Raw genomic sequence first — 19,381 nt, 5'->3', positions numbered from 1 at the left:
CGGCGTCTCCATAAGTAAACAATATATGAAGTGTATACGTTTAGGATGGTCGCGATGTGGCATTCCGTGGCGTAAGAAGATTCTGGCAACAACGATTGCCGCCGCCAGGCAATGCGTTTATTGTGATGAACGACTTTTTTGCCATGATTTTTTCAGAAGGATTTAAGGCGTGACTAAACTACGTGTTGGGGTGATTTTTGGCGGTAAATCGGCGGAGCATGAGGTGTCGCTGCAGTCGGCCAAAAACATTGTGGATGCAATCGACAAAGAGAAGTTTGACGTCACGCTGCTGGGGATCGACAAACAGGGGCAGTGGCACATCAACGACGCCTCCAACTACCTGCTCAACGCCGAGAACCCGGCGCTGATCGCGCTGAACCGCTCGAACAAGAACGTGGCGCTGATCCCGGGCCAGGAAAAACAGCAGCTGATCGAAGCGGGTAGCGCCGGTGCGCTGGGCCAGCTCGACGTCATTTTCCCGATCGTACACGGCACGCTGGGGGAAGACGGCTCGCTGCAGGGGCTGCTGCGCATGGCCAATATGCCGTTCGTCGGCGCCGGCGTGCTCGGCTCGGCGGTCAGCATGGATAAAGACGTGACCAAGCGCCTGCTGCGCGACGCCGGGCTGGCGGTGGCGCCTTTCGTCACCCTGACCCGCGCCAACCGCGCCGGGTTCACGTTTGAGCAACTGAGCGAGCGCCTAGGCCTGCCGCTGTTCGTCAAGCCGGCCAACCAGGGCTCGTCGGTCGGGGTCAGCAAGGTGGAAAACCGCGCCGAGTTTGACGCGGCGGTGGCACTGGCCTTCAGCTTCGATCACAAAGTGCTGGTGGAGTCGGCGATCGTCGGCCGCGAGATCGAGTGCGCGGTGCTGGGGAACGACGATCCGCAGGCCAGCGTGTGCGGCGAGATCGTGCTGAGCGACGCTTTCTACTCCTACGACACCAAATACATCAATGAGCAGGGTGCTCAGGTGGTGGTGCCGGCGGCGATCGCGCCGGAAGTGAGCGACCACATCCGTGAGGTGGCGCTGAAGGCGTTCCGCGCGCTGGAGTGCTTCGGGCTGGCGCGGGTGGATGTGTTCCTGACGCCGGATAACCAGGTGGTGATCAACGAGATCAACACGCTGCCGGGCTTCACCAACATCAGCATGTATCCCAAGCTGTGGGCCGCCAGCGGCGTCAGCTACCAGGCGCTGATCACGCGCCTGATCGAATTGGCGCTGGAGCGCCACCAGCAGGATCGCGCGCTGAACAGTTCGGTGTTCGATCGCTAAACGCGGCAGGGGGCGGCGGTGCCGCCCCCGTCCATCACTTCACCGTCACGTCGATATCGCCGAAATACTTCTTCGACAGCGCCGCCACTGTGCCTTGCTGTTTCACTTTGGCGATGGCGGCATCCAGTTTCTTCTTCAGCGCCTCATCCCCTTTACGCAGGCCGAAGGCAATGCCTTCACCGAGGATCTTGTCGTCGCGCACCGCCTCGCCGACGAAGGCGAAGCCCTTGCCGTCCGGCTGCGACAGGAAGCCGCTTTGCCCCGACGGTGCCATCACCAGCGTGGCGTCGAGCCGACCGGCCGCCAGGTCAAGGTAAACCTGATTCTGATCCTGATAAGACACCACGTCCACGCCCGCCGGCGCCCAATGGGTTTTGGCGTAAATCTCCTGAATCGAGCCTTGCAGCACGCCCACGTGTTTGCCTGCCAGCGCTTTGGCGTCCGGTAGCAGGCCGCTGTCGGCCTTGGCGATCAGGCGGTTCGGCACCTGATAGATGGCGTCGGTAAAGGCGATCGCCTGGCGCCGCTGTTCGGTCACGTTCATCGCCGAGTTGATGGCGTCGAACTTGCGCGCCTGCAGCGCCGGGATCAGGCTGTCGAACGAGGTTTCCACCCAGCTGCATTGCAACTGCGCGGCGGCGCACACCGCGTCGCCCAGTTCAATGTCGAACCCTTCCAGTTTGCCGCTGGCGGATTTGGATTCGAACGGCGGATACAGCGCTTCCAGACCGAAGCGCAGGCTGTTTTCCGCCGCCAGAGAAGAGCCGGCGGCCAGCAGGCATCCGGCGGCGAACAGCGTTTTTAAAGCTTTCATAGGCAGTGCCCCTTTCCCATGGTCGGACAAAAAATTACACCTGGCTCAGACGGCGCGCGCCTTCCAGCAGGGTCTCGTTATCTTTGGAAAAACTCAGCCGAATAAGGCCGGTATCGGTGCCGTCGCTGTAGAACGCCGACAGCGGGATCGTCGCCACCTTCGCTTCGCGGATCAAGCGCACGGCGAAATCATTGTCGCTTTCGTGGCTGAAGCCGCTAAAGCGGGCCAGCATGAAGAAGCTGCCGCGGCTGGGCAGCAGCTCAAAGCGCGAATCCTGCAGGGCGCTGGCCAGCAGATCGCGCTTTTGTTGGTAAAACGCCGCCAGCCCCAGGTAACTCTGCGGGTTGGCGAGCGCGGCGGCGAAGGCGTGCTGCATCGGCGTATCGGCGGAGAACACCATGAACTGGTGCACCTTGCGGATCTCGTCCATCAACGCCGCCGGCGCCAGGCAATAGCCAACGCGCCAGCCGGTGACGTGGTAGGTTTTACCGAACGACGACACGATCACGCTGCGTTCGGCCAACTGCGGATAGCGCGCCATGCTGTGGTGAATATCGCCGTCGAACACCACGTGCTCGTAGACCTCGTCGGACAGGATCACGATGTCGGTGTCGCGGGTCAGGGCGGTCAGGCGGTCGATATCCTGCGCGTCGAACACGGCGCCGGTCGGGTTGTGCGGCGTGTTGACGATGATCATGCGCGTTTTGCCGTTGATGGCGGCGGCCACTTCGTCCCAGTCGACGCGAAAATCCTGCAGCGACAGTTTGATCGCCACCGGCGTGGCGCCCTGCAGGCGCACGATCGGCGCATAGCTGTCGAACGCCGGTTCGAAATAGATCACCTCGTCGCCGGGATGCACCAGCGCGCTGATCGCCGAGTACAGCCCTTCGCTGGCGCTGGCGATCACCGTGATTTCTTCGTCGGCGTCATAGCGCGCGCCATACAATCGTTCAGCTTTTTCCGCCAGAGCAGCACGTAATGCCGCCACGCCGCTCATCGGCGCGTATTGGTTATGACCTGCACGCATGGCTTGTGCCGTTGCCTCGATCAGCTGCGGGTCTCCGGCGAAATTGGGCGCGCCCTGCGACAGGTTGAGGGCCTGATGTTCGGCGCTGAGTTGGCCAATGACGGTGAAGATGGTGGTGCCGACGTCCGGCAGCTTCGAGCGGGGTGAGCAGGCGCTCTGCATGATGGGCTCCAGGCAAACAGGGAAGTGTTGAGCGATTAAGCATCAGCCGGCGTAGGCGGACAAGGGAAAGTTTGTCATACTTGCCATGCACTACGATCATACCTAATCGAGGCACGCTATGCCGATATCCCTGCCGTCGCTCGACGTATTGAAAACCTTTGTGGTGGTGGCGCAACGCCTCAACTTTACCCATGCCGCCCGGCAGCTGCACCTGACGCAGGGGGCGGTCAGCCGGCAAATTCTCGGGCTGGAACAGCGTCTGGGCTATCCGCTGTTCAGCCGTCAGGCGCGCGGTTTGGCGCTGACGCTGCAGGGCGCGCAGCTGCTGGCGCCGGTGCAGCAAGCGCTGGGGCAATTGGATGAAGCCCTGACGCGGGCCGCCGCCCCGCCAGGGGCGCTGCGCATCAAATGCCCGACCTGCGCCATGCGTTGGGTGCTGCCGCGCATTATTCGCCTGCAAAATGAACGGCCGGACATGCATATCGAGCTGACCGCTTCGGTGTCGCACGGCCTGGATTTCAGTACCGAGCAGTTTGACGCCGCGGTGGTATTCGGCCGGCCGCCGGGTAAAAAGCTGACCGCGCATCTGCTGTTCGATGAAATCCTCACGCCGGTCTGCACGCCGACATTTCTGCCGCCGACGCCTCGGCTGACGGACTTGACGGACAAAACCCTGCTGCACCCGACGCGCGATCGGCGCGACTGGCTGCGCTGGCTGAAGGCAGCGGGCGCCGATGCGTTGCCGTCCGGCAAGGCCCAGCATTTTGATACCCTCGATCTGGCGATGAGCGCCGCGCTGCAGGGGTTTGGCATCGCCATCGGCGATCTGTGCCTGCTGGAGGAGGATATTCAGGCGCAGCGTATCGTGACGCCGTTCCCGCTCTGCGTCAGCAGCGGCGCGGCCTATTATTTGGTCTATCCTGAACGCACGGTGGCGCCGCCGACGTTAACCGCGCTGGTCGATTTTCTGGCGGCGGAGGCCGCCGACAGCCGCGCCCGGCTACAGAATTACCTGCCGATGACCTGTAATGCTTTGTAAACATTAGCGATGCGAATTCCCTTGGCGATGAAACAGAGTGTGGCAAACTGTTTCTTCACTCCGATTAAACCCCGCGGCTTTAGCGGCGGAAACACGCCTGAGATAAAACAAGATGAAATGGCTTTGTGTGGTGAGTATGTTGTCCGGTCTGGCCCTCAGTCCGGCTTTTGCGCAGGAAACGCCGATAACGCAGGGCATTCACGCCCAGCAGCGCGACGCCTTCGTGTCCAATTTGATGAAGCAGATGACGCTGGAAGAGAAGATCGGCCAGCTGCGGCTGATCAGCGTCGGGCCGGATAACCCGAAAGAAGCGATCCGCGAGGGAATTCGCAAAGGGCAGATCGGCGCCATCTTCAATACCGTCACCCGGCCGGATATCCGGGTGATGCAAGATCAGGCGATGCAGCTCAGCCGCCTGAAAATCCCGTTGTTCTTTGCCTATGACGTGGTGCACGGCCAGCGCACCGTGTTCCCGATCAGCCTGGGGCTGGCGGCCAGCTTCGATCTGGAAGCCATCGCGCTCAGCGCCAGGGTCGCGGCACAAGAGGCCAGCGACGACGGCCTGAACATGACCTTCGCGCCGATGGTCGATATCACCCGCGATCCGCGCTGGGGCCGGGTCTCCGAAGGCTTCGGCGAAGACACCTGGCTGGTCTCGAAAATCGCCAAGGTGATGGTCGACGGTTTCCAGAACGGCGATCCGGCCAAACCCGGTTCGGTGATGGCCAGCGTCAAGCACTTTGCATTGTACGGCGCCGTCGAAGGCGGCCGCGATTACAACACCGTCGACATGAGCCCGCTGCGCATGCATCAGGACTATCTGCCGCCTTACAAAGCGGCGGTGGACGCCGGCAGCGGCGGGGTGATGGTGTCGCTCAACGCGATCAACGGCGTGCCGGCCACCGCCAACCCGTGGCTGCTGAAAGATCTGCTGCGCGAGCAGTGGGGCTTTAAAGGCATCACCATCAGCGACCACGGCGCGATCAAAGAGCTGATTAAACACGGCGTGGCCGCCGATGCGCGCGACGCGGTGCGGCTGGCGATCACCTCCGGCGTCGACATGAGCATGAGCGACGAGTTTTACGACAAATACCTGCCGGGCCTGGTGAAAGACGGGCTGGTGCCTGAAAGCGATATCGACCGCGCCTGCCGCGACGTGCTGAACACCAAATACGACATGGGGCTGTTCACCAATCCTTACGTGCATCTGGGCCCGGCGGGTTCCGATCCGCAGGACACCAACGCCGAAAGCCGCCTGCACCGCGCCGAAGCGCGGGTGGTGGCGCGCAAGACGATGGTGCTGCTGAAGAACGATAAGCAGACGCTGCCGCTGAGCAAGCAGGCGACCATCGCGCTGGTCGGGCCGATGGCCGACAGCCAGCGTGACGTGATGGGCAGTTGGTCGGCCGCCGGGGTGGTCAAACAGTCGGTCACCCTGCGTGAGGGGCTGGAGCGGGCGGTGGGCGACAAGGCGCGCATTCTGTACGCCAAGGGCGCCAACGTCACGCAGGATAAAGGCATCATCGACTATTTGAACGAGTATGAGCCGGCGGTGGCGTTCGATACCCGTTCGCCGCAGCAAATGATCGACGAAGCGGTACAGGCGGCGAACAAGGCCGACGTGGTGGTGGCGGTGGTGGGGGAATCGCAGGGCATGGCGCACGAGGCCTCCAGCCGCGCCGACATCACGATCCCGCAGAGCCAACGCGATCTGATTGCCGCGCTGAAAGCCACCGGCAAGCCGCTGGTGCTGGTGCTGATGAACGGCCGGCCGCTGGCGCTGAGCTGGGAGAGCGAGCAGGCGGACGCGATGCTGGAAACCTGGTACAGCGGCACCGAGGGCGGCAACGCGGTGGCGGACGTGCTGTTCGGCGATTACAACCCGTCGGGCAAGCTGCCGATGACCTTCCCGCGCTCGGTCGGCCAGATCCCAATGTACTACAACCACCTGAACACCGGTCGGCCGTTCGGCAAGGAGAATCCGGGCAAGTACACCTCGCGCTACTTCGATTCGCCGAACGGCCCGCTGTATCCGTTCGGCTACGGCCTGAGCTACACCACCTTCAGCCTGTCGGACCTGAAATTGTCCAGCCCGACGATGGCGCGCAACGGCAAGTTAACCGCCAGCGTCACGCTGAAGAATACCGGCAAGTACGACGGCGCCACGGTGGTGCAGCTGTATCTGCAGGACGTGACCGCCTCGGTCAGCCGCCCGGTGAAAGAGCTGCGCAACTTCAAGAAAGTGACGCTGAAGGCCGGTCAGTCGCAGCAGGTTGAGCTGCCGATTAGCGAAGACGATCTGAAGTTCTACAACGCCAGCCTGAAATGGGGGGCGGAGCCGGGCAAATTCAACGTGTTCGTCGGCCTGGATTCCGACAACGTGCAGGCGCAAAGCTTTACGCTGAAGTAACCTTTTCCCCCTCTTTCACTGCGGTGGGAGAGGGGGCATCCATCCCTTTCCGCTAACGTCACCGGAGCTTGCCTCATGAAACGCTATCTGGACTGCAGCGCCAGCGATCTGGCCGATATCGGCAAAGCCGATCTGCTCTATGCCATCCGCGCCAGCGAAGGGCGCATCTTGGTCAGCGAAACCATCGCGGTCACTCAGCCGCTGCTCAATAACGTCACCAACGCCGAACTGGCGGCCAGCCAGGGCGCCGACCTGCTGCTGTTGAACCTGTTCGACGTCGATCGTCCGCATATCGCGGGCCTGCCCGCCGACGTGTCGCCGCAGGAGGCGCTGCGCACGCTGCAGCGCCTGACCGGGCGGGTGATCGGGGTGAACCTGGAGGCCGTCGATCCGGCTTTCGCCACCGAACATAACGACTTCTGGCAGATGACGGCGGGCCGCGCCGCCACCGCCGAGAATGCCCGCAAGCTGTATCAGCTCGGTGCGCGCATGCTGGTGCTGACCGGCAACCCGAACAACGGCGTCAGCAATCAGGCGATCGCCGCCGCGCTGAAAGCGATTCGTGATGAAGTGGGCGACGAGATGGTGCTGGTGACCGGCAAAATGCACGGCGCCGGCATTGTGCGCGAAAGCGGCAGCCAGCTGATCGGCGAGCAGGACATCGCGCTGTTCGTGGAGAACGGTGCGGATATCGTGCTATTGCCGGCGCCGGGCACCATTCCCGGCATGTCGCAGGAAAAAGTGGCGGCGCTGATCGCCTATGCCCAGCGGCAGGGAGCGCTGGCGATGACGGCGATCGGCACCTCGCAAGAGGGGGCCGACGTGCAGACCGTGCGGCAGATTGCGCTGATGAGCAAAATGGCCGGCGCGGACCTGCACCATATCGGCGATACCGGCTATCTGGGGCTGGCGCTGCCGGAAAACATCTTCGCCTACAGCGTGGCGATTCGCGGCGTGCGCCACACCTACAGCCGCATGGCGCGTTCGGTGAACCGCTAAGCCTGGGTTTTTTGCGCCGTCACGATGCTGTAGTAGCCGAGCGACGGCAGTAATTGAGCAGGCCCGACGCCGACGTCGAGCAGTTGGTCGGCGATATCCAGCGCCGAGCGAGGGGGGGCAGCGCGGCCAAACGCTGGCCGATCCCACGCTCAGGCTGGGTATGGCGTGGGTAAAACGCCGCATTCTGTCGGCGTCGAGCGTATGCGCTTCGAACAGCTCCTGCTCGTCGTAGATCGGCGAGGTATTTTTTCTGATGGCGTTTTCCAGGTTTTTCAGCGAGAAAATCTCGCTGTTTTCAATCATCAAATCCCAAAAATAACCGAAGTAATGCGGGTTGTTTTTTAACAAAAAGGTTTCCGCTTCCGGCTAGAGAGAGAATGTATCGCCGTCTCTGGCGATCAATTTCAATGCCAATAGCGCCATGGCCAACGTTTCCGCTGGGCGTCTTTCCAGATTGGCCTGAGTGCATATATTGGCCAGGCTGCGGGGGGCTGAGCAATAAACTCAAAGATGCCCAAGCGGTGCGCAATAAGCACCGCCGGATAAAGATATAAATTCATCGTGATATCGAGAAGGGTTTTATCGTCGCATTGCGGCGGCCGGACGGAAGGGTTCAAGCGAATCCCCTTCCACTATGGTATGGCGCGTCTTAACAGGCTATGCCACGCCGGGGCGGGTTGGCAAAGTGCGGAACGTGATTGACCGCGGGCCAACGATTTCGTTACGAATAATTCCATGATGAGACTATTTTAAATTTGAATTGAGCGCGGTCAATGTCGAACGTAAAAAACTGACGCCGAGAGGAGGCAATAACCCCACCATGCGTTTTTATTTTATTAGGCGCTAACTTAACCACAGTTATTAACGCGTTAGTGTTGTGTTAATCTAGGGCGCCGTTATATCGTACCGGCATTCACATTTTTTTGTGAATAATTAAAAATTAACTACTTCATTATTAAAACGAGATAACAATGAAAAAGAGCATTCTGACCGGCATGATTGCCGCGACTCTGGGCCTGTTTAACACCGCCAATGCCGAAGGGATGGATCCTGCCGCGTTGAAGAACGTCTATGACATCACGCGTAATACCGCCGGGCTGATGTCCTACTGCGTCGATAAAGGTTTCCTGAAAGCGGAGAGCATCGACAACGCCAAGAAAATGGTGGCCTACGTGGCGGCTATTCCGGGCGGCGTTGATACCCGCGATGGCGACAAGCGTGAAGCGATGGGCCGTGAAGGCAATGTGCTGAACGACGACGGCAAAGTGGTCGCGTTGGAGAAGGAAGCGCCACAGGGTCTGCAGGCGTGGTGCCAGCAGGCTGACGAAGGGATCCGCCAGGGCCTGACGTCTATCGGCCAATAAGCGCTTTTCACGCGCTCGTTCTGGTTTTCAGGATCTGCCGGCGTTCCGGCGGATCCGCTTCTTTCCCATCGTTATCTCCTCGTTTTTCTTCCTGCATACATGGCATAGGGTTTGATCTCGCTGATTGTTTCGCCATGCTCATCGCTATATTATTAGATATATAACGATAATCAACCGGTCACTGCCATGTTTAACTTTCTCCCGCGCCTGATGCTGGCGCTCGCGTTGTTCTCTACCGCCGCCCTGGCGGATCGCCAGGTCACCGATCAGCTCAACCGTCAGGTCACGCTGCCCGATCACATTACCCGTGCCGTGGTGCTGCAACACCAGACGCTGAACCTATTGGTGCAGCTTGATGCGATGCCGCAGGTGGTCGGCGTGCTTAGCAGTTGGAAAAAGCAGCTGGGGCCAAACTACCTGCGGCTGGCACCGACGCTGGCAACCCTGCCGATGCCGGGCGATCTGACTTCGGTGAATATTGAAAGCCTGCTCGGCCTGCATCCACAGGTGGTGTTTGTGGCCAACTATGCGCCGCCGGAAATGATTGCACAGATCGAACGGGTGGGCATTCCGGTGGTGGCTATCTCGCTGCGCCGCGAGGCGGCCGATCAGGCGGGCAAAATGAACCCTCAACTGAGCGATGAAGATCGGGCCTATACGCTGGGGCTGCAGGACGGTATTCGGCTGATTGGCGAGGTGATGGAGCGTCAGCCTCAGGCCGAAGCGCTGATTAAGGACGTCACTCAGCAGCGTGCCCTGGTCGCCGAACGGCTGGGCACGCTGCCGGACGATCGGCGGGTGCGGGTGTATATGGCCAACCCCGATCTCACCACCTACGGTGCCGGCAAATATACCGGGTTGATGATGCGGCACGCGGGTGCGCTCAACGTGGCGGCGAAAGAGATCCAGGGGTTTAAACAGGTTTCTATCGAGGATGTCCTGAAGTGGGATCCGGCGGTGATTTTCGTGCAAGAACGCTACCCGGACGTGGTGAAACAGATCCTGACGTCACCGCAGTGGCAGCCGATTGACGCGGTGAAGAATAAGCGGGTCTACCTGATGCCGGAGTACGCCAAGGCCTGGGGATATCCGATGCCGGAGGCGATGGCGTTGGGTGAGTTGTGGATGGCGAAAAAACTTTACCCGCAGCGTTTTGCCGATATCCATCTGCAGCAGCGGGTCGATACTTACTATCAACGCTATTACCGCGCCACCTGTTGCCAGAGCGGGCAATGAAGCTGGGTTGGCTGGCGCTGCTGACGCTGTGCTGCGCGCTGTTTTCGCTCGGCGTTGGCCGCTTTCAGGTGCCGATTACGCACAGCCTGATGATTTTGCTGGAGCCATTCACCGGGCAGCATTATGCCGGCATCGATGCTGTCCAACGCCAGGTGATCCTGGGGGTGCGCTTGCCGCGGGTGCTGTTGGCGATGGGCGCCGGCGCGGCGCTGGCCCTGTGTGGCGCGGCTTTGCAAGGCGTCTTTCGCAATCCGCTGGTCGATCCGCATATTATCGGCGTGTCTTCCGGCGCGGCCTTTGGCGGTACGCTGGCTATCCTGCTCAGCCTGCCGTTGGCGGCGCTGCTGCTGTCGGCTTTTGTTTTCGGCATGGCGGCACTGCTGTTGATTTTCACCCTCACCAGCGTCATTGCACGGCGCAATATTCTCTCGTTGGTACTGGCGGGGGTGATCCTCAGCGGTTTTTTCTCCGCCTGCGTTAGCCTGATGCAATATCTGGCGGATACCGAAGAGAAGCTGCCGAGCATCGTGTTTTGGCTGCTCGGCAGCTTTGCCACCGCCGATCGGCAAAAGCTGCTGATGCTGTTTTTACCTTTACTGTTGGCCGGCGGTCTGCTGCTGGCGCTGCGCTGGCGCATCAATCTGCTGTCGTTAGGCGATGAAGATGCCGGTGCGCTCGGCATCAACGTTGAGCGTACCCGCTGGCTGATACTGACGCTGTGTGCCGCCATCGTGGCCGCTCAGGTGGCGGTCAGCGGCAGCATCGGGTGGGTCGGCTTGGTGATCCCGCACGTCGCAAGACGACTGGTGGGGCCGGATCACCGGCGCCTGTTGCCGGCTTCGCTTTGCCTGGGCGCCCTGTACATGCTGTTGATCGACGATTTGGCGCGCACGTTGAGCAGCAGCGAAATCCCGCTGGGCATTTTGACTGCGCTGATTGGCGCGCCATTGTTCGCACTGCTGCTGCGCCGCGCGCAAGTGAGAGGCTGGCATGACTGACACGTTATTGGCCGCCAAGGGCGTGAGTTTTGCCTGGCCTGGCGGGCCCCCGCTGTTCCAACACCTGGATATTCAGCTGCGGCGCGGTGAAGTGCTGGCGGTATTGGGCCCGAATGGGCGCGGTAAAAGCACGCTGCTGCAGCTGCTGTTAGGCAGCCTGACGCCGCAATCCGGCGAGATTGAGCGCCGCGGCGAGATAGGCTTTGTCCCGCAGCACTTTTCGCCGCCGTTTGCCTATCGGGTGCTGGATATCGTGTTGATGGGGCGAGCACGCCATGTTGGCCTGTTCCGTTCACCGTCAGCCAAGGATCATCGGCTGGCCAGAGAAGCGTTGCAGTCGTTGGATTTACAGCACCTGGCAGAGCGTGAGTTTGGCAGCCTATCCGGCGGCCAACGCCAGTTGGTGATGATCGCCCGCGCATTGGCGATGCGCTGCGAGGTGTTGATTCTGGATGAACCGACTTCGGCGCTGGATCTGCATTACCAGGATCGGGTATTGAGCCTGATGGCGCGCCTGGCGCGGGAACAGCAGTTGGCGGTGGTGTTCTCCACGCATCAGCCCAACCATGCACATGCGGTGGCGGATCGGGCTTTGCTGCTGGGCAAGGAAGGGCGCAGCCAGCTCGGTGCCTGCCGCGAGGTGTTAACGGCACATTCCCTGTCACCCTTGTTCGGCCTGGCGATCGAACGGGTGCCGCTGACGGTGGCGGGCCGCCGCTACGCGACGCTGGTGCCGCTGTATCGCAGCCAATTGGAGCGACATGATGAGTGATATCCTGCTGTTTGCCGCCGGCAGCCTGCGGCTGGCGTTTACGCCGCTGCTGTCGGCATTTCAGCGCGACACCGGGCAAAAGGTTTCGGCGGAATTCGGCCCGGCGGGGTTGTTGCGCCAACGGATAGAGAACGGCGAGCGGCCACAGCTGTTCGCCTCGGCCAACGTGGCGCACCCGCAAAGGTTGGCGGATCTCGGGATGGCGGGGGCGGTGCAAGTTTTTGCGCGCAATCGGCTCTGCGTGACGGTTCGCAACGTGCCGGCATTAACCGAGCGTCCGCTTCCTGAGGTATTGTGCGATCCGCGCTGGCGGCTGGCCACTTCGACACCGGGAGCGGATCCTTCCGGCGATTATGCGCTGCAGCTTTTTGAACGCTGCGAGCAATACTGGCCGGGGCAGGGGGAAGCGCTACGCCGGCGGGCGTTACCGTTAGTCGGCGGGATAGATTCTGCCCCGGTGCCGGCAGGCCGACTGGCGGCGGAATATCTGATAGCCGGCGGGCAGGCAGATATTTTTCTCGGCTACGCCAGCTATGCTCCGGCGTTGGCGGCCTACCCGGCGTTGGCGGTGCGGCCGCTGGCGCCACCGTTGGATATCGAGGCGGATTATGGTTTATGCCTGTTGGATGACGGTGCGCAGCGGTTGGCCGCATTTATCTTGAGCGAACAAGGGCAGGGCATACTGAGCCGACACGGATTTATGCGGCGTACGGAATGACTCGCCGGGCCTGGCGGCCCGGAGAATCTTACCAGAACAGCGGCGTGGTGTTTTCAGCCAGAAATGCCAGCAGCGTTTCGTTGACCGCCGCCGGGTTTTCCTTGTTGCTGATATGCCCGGCGTTGGGGATCAGCACATGTTGGCAGCCGAGAAGATCCGCCATGCGCTGGCCCTCTGCCGGTGGGCGCGGCTTATCCTGTGCGCCGGTAATGACGATGCTGGCGGCGGAGATGTGTTCCAGCAGCGCCAGCTTGTCGGGGCGGCCAAAGATCATCCGGCCCAGCGGTACGATGCTCTCGCGCAGGCGATCGGCAGGCAGGTTCTGGAGCTGACACAACAGCGATTGCAATAAGGCATCGGGGACATCATCGGAATAAAACAGCGACGCGACATGTTCCAGCAGGGGCGACGTGATGGCGCCGGCCTGCTCCACGGCGGCCAACATGCCCATATAGCGCTGCCGCGCTTCTGGGGTTTCGTCGCCCAGGTAGCTGTCCAGCAGCGCCAGCACTTTCACCCGCTCCGGCGCCAGCGCCGCCAGTTCGGCGCCCCACATGCCGCCGACGGACAGGCCGACGATGCCGAACTCTTCGATATCCAAACGATCCATCAGCGCCAAATGGTCGGCGGCGATATCCGACAGGCTATTTCGCCCGGGCGGCAGCGCCGGTGAATCGCCGTGGCCCCAGAGATCCGGCACGATCAGGCGGTAGCGTTTAGCCAGCGCTTCAAACTGCGGCGCCCACATATTCAGATCGAACAGATAGCTGTGGCCCAGCAGCAACGGAAAGCCCGACCCTACGTCGAGGTAATGGAGGGATTTGCCCATCGTTGGCATCTTATCGGTTCCTTATATAAAGAGAGTCCCGGCTGCTTATATCACACTCATATTCAACCTGCGGTATTAATTTACCTTAAATTACTCAGGTGGAGGCTTATTTTTAATTATCCATTGCTAACAAGACGTCAATGAAAGGTGACATTAAGGATAATATTCTGGTCGATGCCAGAGCCTTGGTTTATGCTGGCGCTCCTTTCGGTATGGAATAGATAAACACGGCGTCGCGATGAAAAGACTTTTCAGACTATTAATTATTTTGCTTGTCATTTTGCTGATGGCGGCGGTGCTGTGGTGGTTCTTTGGGCGCGGCAATCCGAATGCGCTGTGGCAAATCGTCAGCCAACAGTGCGTGCCCAATCAGCAGCAAAACCACGATCCGGCGCCCTGCTTAAAGGTTGATTTAACCGAGGGTTATGTGCTGTTTAAGGACAGCAAAGGCCCCTATCACGATCTGGTGATGCCGACCGAAAAGGTCAGCGGCATCGAGAGCCCGATATTGCAAGCGGATCGAACGCCGCCTTATTTCGCCCAGGCCTGGAATAACCGCGAACATATATCCAACGAGCTGGGTAAACCGTTAAAAGACGCATGGGTTTCTCTGGCGGTCAATTCGAAATATGGCCGCTCTCAAAATCAGTTGCATATTCACGTTGCCTGCTTGCGCCAGGATGTCTATAACGCGCTGGGGGAACAGGCTGAGCAATTAGATCAACAGTGGCGGCCGCTGGCGGTGAAATTGGTCGGCCATCACTATCTGGCCAGAAAATTGGCGGGCACCGATTTAACCCACGAAGATCCTTTCCGCTTGTTGCAAAACTACGTGGTCGAGCAGGGCGACAGCATCGGCAATTACGGCCTGGCGCTGGCGGTCAGCCCGCAGGGCGAGATGCTGTTGTTGGCAAACCGTTTGAAGTTGACCGATCTCAACCTGGGGTCGGCCGGTGAAATTCAGGATTACCGGTGCGAGGTCGCGGGGAACTGAGTTTTTCTTATCGCTCCCCGTCGTGGGGGAGCGTATGCCGTGCGATACAAACTAACCAAGTGTATTAACTCGTTTTTACTTTATTTTCCCTCATCTGCTTGATCCTGTTCTCATGTTCGATCTATTATTTGTTTGCACAAGCAAATAAATAATCGAGAGTAACCCGACATGTCGCGACCACGTAAACTTCCTGCTGCACTGGGCATCCATCTGGATGTGACCAATCGCCTGTGGCGCACGGCGATGGACCAGTCGGTGAAAATGACCAATCTGACGCGTCCGCACTGGCTGGCGCTAAGTGCGATTGCCGACTTGGGGGAGGGCTGCACGTTGAAAGACGTTTCGCAGCATTTGAACGCCGAAGTCTCGACGATGTCGCGCGCGCTGCTGTTTCTGGAAAAAAATCGGCTTATCGCTCGCGATGCTCTGTCCGAAGATAAGCGCGCCAAAGGCGTGAGAATGACCGAGGCCGGGCAGGAGATGTTGGCGCAGTTGGATCATTCCAGCCAGCAAGCGCGGGAAAAACTGCTCAACGGTATTTCGGCCGACGATCTGGAGGCTTTTTACCGCGTATTGTTTGGCATCAAACATAACGCGATAGCGATGCTCGAACAGGACAATCTGTTGCCGGACGAGTTTGCGCTGTTGGCGGAGGAGCGAGCGGGGGCGATGAAGCCGGAAGGTGAAGCGTGAACGGCCGCTGGCGGAGAGCACAACAGCGGTGCGTTATCGCGTTGGGGATCTTCTCCTGCTCGGTCTTCGCCAGCCAGAATGACCAACAGGTCATCGCACGGGGAAAATATCTGGCTACCGCCGCAGATTGCGCGGCTTGTCACCGCGGCAGCGCCCAACAGGACGCCCCCTATGTCGGCGGTTATGCCATCGCTTCGCCGATGGGCGACATCATCGCCAGTAATATCACGCCCGCCAAAGGAACCGGCATTGGCGACTACAGTGAACCGGAGTTTCGCCGCGCCTTAACGCAGGGCATTCGGCGGGACGGTCAACCCTTGTATCCCGCCATGCCCTATACCGCTTATCAGGGGTTGAGCGATGACGATCTGCACGCGTTGTATCGCTATTTTATGGCCGGGGTCGCACCGGTCGATCGTGCGGTGCCTGAGACCCAACTGAGGTTCCCTTTTTCCTGGCGTTATGCGATCCACGGCTGGAACTGGCTGTTTCTGAAAAAAACGCCCGTCGATGCAGACGAGAAGAAGGCGCGTGGTCGCTATCTGGTGGATGTGTTGGGGCATTGCTCGGCGTGTCACAGCCCACGTAATGGGATGATGGCTGAACGCGACGATCGCTACCTGGCGGGCGGGGAGGCAGGCGGTTGGATCGCGCCGAATATCACCTCGGATCCCGTGAGCGGCATCGGCGGCTGGAGCCGGGAAGAATTGGTGCAGTATCTGCGTACCGGGCGCAATGATAAAGCTCAGGCGGCCGGCGGCATGGCGGAGGCGGTGGAGCATAGCCTGCGTTTCCTGAGTGACGACGATCTCGACGCCATCGCCGACTGGCTCAAACAGACGCCGCCGCTTGTCACCGTACAAGGAACGAAAGCGGCCTATCACTATCAGGGAGGTGGCCAAGGCGACCCTGCTGGGCAGGCGCTGTATGCCGCTGCCTGCGCCAGCTGCCATCGCCTGGGCGGCGAGGGGGCTTACGACGGCCATTTCCCTTCTTTGACGCACAACTCCACCGTAGGCAGCGAGCAGGCCAATAACCTGATCATGGTGATGCTGCATGGCGTGCAGCGCCAGGGGGAGACGCTGCAGACCTGGATGCCGGGGTTCGCCGATAGCCTGGATGACCGGCAACTGGCCGAGTTGGGCAATTACGTATTGCAGCAATTCGGCAATCCGGCGGTCAGGATAACGCCGGAGCAAGTGGCTCGGCAGCGGGCGGGCGGTGAAAAACCGTTGTTGATTACGTCATTGCCTTATGTGTTCTGGGGCGGCGTATTGCTGGTATTGATCGTCATTGGGGCGTGGGTGAAACGTCGGGTGAAGCATTGATCCAAGAGAGGATGGCATGAAGTTCAATTTGAACGGCCAGGCGGTCGAATTTAACGGCGAGCCGGATACGCCGCTGCTGTGGGTGATCCGAGAACATTTTAAGTTAACCGGCACCAAGTTTGGCTGCGGTATTGGCGCCTGTGGCGCCTGTACGGTACATGTCGACGGTAAGGCAGTGCGTTCATGTTGCTATCCGCTGCAATTGGTGCGCGATCGGCAGGTGACCACCATCGAAGGGCTGTCCCTCGATCGCCGTCATCCGGTGCAGCAGGCCTGGATTGCGGAGGATGTGCCGCAGTGCGGCTACTGCCAATCAGGCATGATCATGGCGGTCAGCGCGCTGCTGGCGGAACACCCGAGGCCGGACGATCGGCAGATAGATACGGGCCTGACCAATCTGTGCCGCTGCGCCACCTACCACCGGATCCGTGCGGCGGTGCACCGCGCTGCGGACAAGGGAGGATCTTGAGTATGGCGATCACCCGCAGAGCCTTGATAAAAGGCAGCGCGTTGGCAGTGGCCGCCATGCTGCTGCCGATATCGACGCGCAGCCTGGCGGCCGTGGTTTCACAGGACGTGGCGCCACCGGACGGTCAGCATGAATTGAACGATTGGATCTGGATCGATCGCGATGGGCGCATCGTTATCGGCGTGTCGCAATGTGAGGTCGGGCAGGGGATTTACACCGGCCTAGCCGAAGTGGTGGCGGCGGAGATGGATGCCGATTGGGCGCAGGTGACGGTGAAATTCGTCACCGGCCGTGACGCTTACCGTCAGGTTGCCGGGGGCGAGGCTTTCGCACAGTTTGTCGCCGCCTCAACCTCCATGACCAAATTTTATCAGCGTGCCCGGCTGGCCGGTGCACAGGCGAGAGATTTTTTTCTGCGGGCCGGCGCAAAACATTTCGCGCTTTCACCGGCGCAGTGCCGCACGGAGAAAGGCTGGGTGCTTGAGAAAGGCGGACAGCGCAAGGTCGCCTACGGCGATCTGGTGCGCTATGCCGCCGAGCTGCCGTTGGATCCGCAGCCTGGTTTAAAGAGTGAGGCGCAAGAGCGAGAGAGTGTCATTGGCAAGCCGCTGTTGCGGGTCGATACGCCGGAGAAAGTGGACGGCAGTGCGATTTACGGTATCGATATCGACTTGCCGGAGATGCTGATCGGCGTCCCCTGGATGGTGCCCGATCTCAGCGGAAAGTTGGTCGCCGTGCGCAATGAACGGCAGATTCGGGCCATGCCGGGCGTGGTGGATCTGGTGCTGACCCGGCAGTGGTCGATGAACAACATGGTCGGATTGGATCACGATATGTCGCTCAATACGGTGATCGTGGTGGCGGCGAGCTACTGGCAGGCCAAAAAGGCGGCGGATTTGCTGGAGGTCGACTGGCTGCCGGGCGTAGGAAAAGCGCTGACCGATAGCGCGATTGCGGCAGAGAATCTGGCGATGCTGGATGGCGATACGCTGGTGCCGGCGGTCGATCGCGGCGAGGCGTCGGCGTTGATTCGTGGCGCTGAACAAGGTTCACGCTTGCATGAGGCGCGTTACAGCGCACCTTATGTGGCGCACGCCACCCTGGAGCCTTGCAATGCCACCAGCCATTACGGCGAGGGCCGTATCGAAACCTGGGGCCCTTTCCAGGGCCAGGACATGGTACGCAACGTTCTGGCGAAAATGTTCGGGCTGAAGCCGACGGATGTGGTGGTGAATACGACCTATCTGGGGGGCAGCTTTGGGCGCAAATATCTGCCGGATGCCGTGATGCATGCTACCGCCGCCTCCCGGGTGGTGGGGAAACCGGTCAAAGTGATCTATCCGCGCGAGATCGACATGCGGCATGAATACTATCGTCCGGCCTGTATCAGCCATTATCGGGCGCTGTTGGATGAAAACGACTATCCGCAGGCGCTGTGGGCGCGCTATGCCGGGCAGTCTCTCTTCTGGCAAATGCGGCGCGAAACGGTCAACGAGGCCGGGGGATGGGATGAAAGTATGGTGGAGTGCGTTTACAGCACGCCGTATCGCATCCCACACCTGAAGGTGGAGGCCGGCATCGTCGATCAGCCGATCTCCCTGAGCTATCTGCGCGGTGTCGGCAGCGTCGCCAGCCTGTTCTTTTTGGAAAGCTTTATCAGCGAACTCAGCCATAAGGCCAACCGGGACGAATATTCGTATCGGCGGCATCTGTTGCAGGACAGCCCGGAAGCGTTGCGCGTCCTGGACGCCACCGCGGCGGCGGCCGGTTGGCAGCATGAGCCGCCGCTGGGCGTTTATCGCGGTATGGCGTGCAATATTTGGGTCGGCCGCAATAACGCTTTCACCACCTACGTCGGTTTGGTGGTTGAAATCGCCATCCAGGGGGGGCGACTACGGGTGCTGCGCGCGGTATGTGCGATTGACTGTGGCAAGGTGATAAACCCGAACCTGGTGCGTGCCAACGTAGAGGGCGGCATCGGCTTTGCGCTGACCACCTGTCTGCACAGCGAGCTGCATTTTGAACGGGGCGGCGTGGTGGAAGGGAATTTCGATCGCTATCCGCTGCTCGCGATCGCCGAAATGCCCAAGGTGGAGGTCGTGGTGCTCGATAGCGCGCGTGCACCGCAGGGATGCGGGGAAGTATCGACTGCGGTGGTCGCCCCGGCGATAGCCAGCGCGCTGCATAAGGCCACCGGTAAAACCTATCGTACTATGCCGTTCCCACGCGAGTTCTCGTCGGTGTAACGGCAGCCGC

The 19,381-nt window shown here is 60.4% G+C and carries 17 protein-coding genes; 14 read left to right on the top strand and 3 right to left on the bottom strand.

Features of this window, described 5'->3' with window-relative positions:
- Window positions 1–169: 169 nt before the first annotated feature.
- Window positions 170–1,273 (top strand): D-alanine--D-alanine ligase, encoded by a 1,104-nt coding sequence (ddlA, locus tag N6G83_RS12055; protein WP_015377061.1) that lies wholly within the window; start codon window positions 170–172, stop codon window positions 1,271–1,273.
- A gap of 34 nt (window positions 1,274–1,307) precedes the next feature.
- Here the strand turns inward: ddlA and N6G83_RS12050 are convergent, their stop codons facing one another.
- Together N6G83_RS12050 and N6G83_RS12045 are read right to left on the bottom strand one after the other, a co-directional pair.
- Window positions 1,308–2,087 (bottom strand): ABC transporter substrate-binding protein, encoded by a 780-nt coding sequence (locus tag N6G83_RS12050; RefSeq protein WP_015377062.1) that lies wholly within the window; start codon window positions 2,085–2,087, stop codon window positions 1,308–1,310.
- 34 nt (window positions 2,088–2,121) lie between these two features.
- Window positions 2,122–3,276 carry a pyridoxal phosphate-dependent aminotransferase gene (locus N6G83_RS12045; RefSeq protein WP_049295213.1) on the bottom strand — a complete coding sequence of 385 codons (1,155 nt, stop codon included), beginning with the start codon at window positions 3,274–3,276 and terminating at the stop codon, window positions 2,122–2,124.
- A gap of 118 nt (window positions 3,277–3,394) precedes the next feature.
- Here N6G83_RS12045 and N6G83_RS12040 point away from each other — a divergent pair, with 118 nt between their 5' ends.
- The 8 genes from N6G83_RS12040 to N6G83_RS12005 all read left to right on the top strand — a co-directional run bounded on the left by N6G83_RS12040 (window position 3,395) and on the right by N6G83_RS12005 (window position 12,812).
- On the top strand, window positions 3,395–4,315 hold the full coding sequence (locus tag N6G83_RS12040; RefSeq protein WP_260515395.1) for a LysR substrate-binding domain-containing protein: 921 nt from the start codon (window positions 3,395–3,397) through the stop codon (window positions 4,313–4,315).
- A gap of 112 nt (window positions 4,316–4,427) precedes the next feature.
- On the top strand, window positions 4,428–6,725 hold the full coding sequence (gene bglX / locus N6G83_RS12035; protein WP_025301977.1) for a beta-glucosidase BglX: 2,298 nt from the start codon (window positions 4,428–4,430) through the stop codon (window positions 6,723–6,725).
- A gap of 75 nt (window positions 6,726–6,800) precedes the next feature.
- Complete coding sequence (locus tag N6G83_RS12030; protein WP_043136840.1) at window positions 6,801–7,724, top strand: PEP phosphonomutase; 924 nt, start codon at window positions 6,801–6,803, stop codon at window positions 7,722–7,724.
- A 971-nt stretch (window positions 7,725–8,695) separates the two neighbouring features.
- Window positions 8,696–9,088 (top strand): hypothetical protein, encoded by a 393-nt coding sequence (locus N6G83_RS12025; protein ID WP_025301979.1) that lies wholly within the window; start codon window positions 8,696–8,698, stop codon window positions 9,086–9,088.
- A gap of 186 nt (window positions 9,089–9,274) precedes the next feature.
- The gene (locus tag N6G83_RS12020) at window positions 9,275–10,324 is read left to right on the top strand and encodes an ABC transporter substrate-binding protein (protein WP_025301980.1); all 1,050 of its coding nucleotides are present in this window, start codon (window positions 9,275–9,277) and stop codon (window positions 10,322–10,324) included.
- On the top strand, window positions 10,321–11,322 hold the full coding sequence (locus N6G83_RS12015) for a FecCD family ABC transporter permease (protein WP_025301981.1): 1,002 nt from the start codon (window positions 10,321–10,323) through the stop codon (window positions 11,320–11,322). The genes N6G83_RS12020 and N6G83_RS12015 overlap by 4 nt, the downstream gene beginning before the upstream one ends.
- The gene (locus N6G83_RS12010) at window positions 11,315–12,094 is read left to right on the top strand and encodes an ABC transporter ATP-binding protein (protein WP_089180660.1); all 780 of its coding nucleotides are present in this window, start codon (window positions 11,315–11,317) and stop codon (window positions 12,092–12,094) included. Before N6G83_RS12015 ends, N6G83_RS12010 begins: the two co-directional genes overlap by 8 nt.
- Complete coding sequence (locus N6G83_RS12005; RefSeq protein WP_025301983.1) at window positions 12,087–12,812, top strand: substrate-binding domain-containing protein; 726 nt, start codon at window positions 12,087–12,089, stop codon at window positions 12,810–12,812. The genes N6G83_RS12010 and N6G83_RS12005 overlap by 8 nt, the downstream gene beginning before the upstream one ends.
- 28 nt (window positions 12,813–12,840) lie before the next feature.
- On the opposite strand, the gene N6G83_RS12000 is transcribed toward N6G83_RS12005, so the two are convergent.
- A complete protein-coding gene (locus N6G83_RS12000) occupies window positions 12,841–13,641 on the bottom strand; it encodes an alpha/beta fold hydrolase (protein WP_197819381.1) in 801 nt (266 codons plus the stop codon).
- A 238-nt stretch (window positions 13,642–13,879) separates the two neighbouring features.
- On the opposite strand from N6G83_RS12000, the gene N6G83_RS11995 reads away from it, so the two are divergent.
- The 5 genes from N6G83_RS11995 to N6G83_RS11975 all read left to right on the top strand — a co-directional run bounded on the left by N6G83_RS11995 (window position 13,880) and on the right by N6G83_RS11975 (window position 19,371).
- Window positions 13,880–14,635: a CDP-diacylglycerol diphosphatase gene (locus tag N6G83_RS11995; protein ID WP_197819318.1), complete on the top strand. Its 756-nt coding sequence runs from the start codon at window positions 13,880–13,882 to the stop codon at window positions 14,633–14,635.
- A gap of 168 nt (window positions 14,636–14,803) precedes the next feature.
- A complete protein-coding gene (locus N6G83_RS11990) occupies window positions 14,804–15,328 on the top strand; it encodes a MarR family winged helix-turn-helix transcriptional regulator (RefSeq protein WP_080352595.1) in 525 nt (174 codons plus the stop codon).
- Window positions 15,325–16,656 (top strand): c-type cytochrome, encoded by a 1,332-nt coding sequence (locus tag N6G83_RS11985; RefSeq protein WP_235614433.1) that lies wholly within the window; start codon window positions 15,325–15,327, stop codon window positions 16,654–16,656. The genes N6G83_RS11990 and N6G83_RS11985 overlap by 4 nt, the downstream gene beginning before the upstream one ends.
- Before the next feature lie 16 nt (window positions 16,657–16,672).
- Window positions 16,673–17,125 carry a (2Fe-2S)-binding protein gene (locus N6G83_RS11980; protein ID WP_060432653.1) on the top strand — a complete coding sequence of 151 codons (453 nt, stop codon included), beginning with the start codon at window positions 16,673–16,675 and terminating at the stop codon, window positions 17,123–17,125.
- Window positions 17,126–17,127: 2 nt separating this feature from the next.
- Window positions 17,128–19,371, top strand: coding sequence for a xanthine dehydrogenase family protein molybdopterin-binding subunit (locus N6G83_RS11975; protein ID WP_049203861.1), 2,244 nt, complete (start codon window positions 17,128–17,130; stop codon window positions 19,369–19,371).
- Window positions 19,372–19,381 lie beyond the last annotated feature (10 nt).

The sequence above is a fragment of the Serratia sp. PL7 genome (assembly GCF_945957435.1).
Note: the sequence above shows the minus strand (reverse complement) of the source record. Positions and strands in the feature narration are given on the sequence as shown.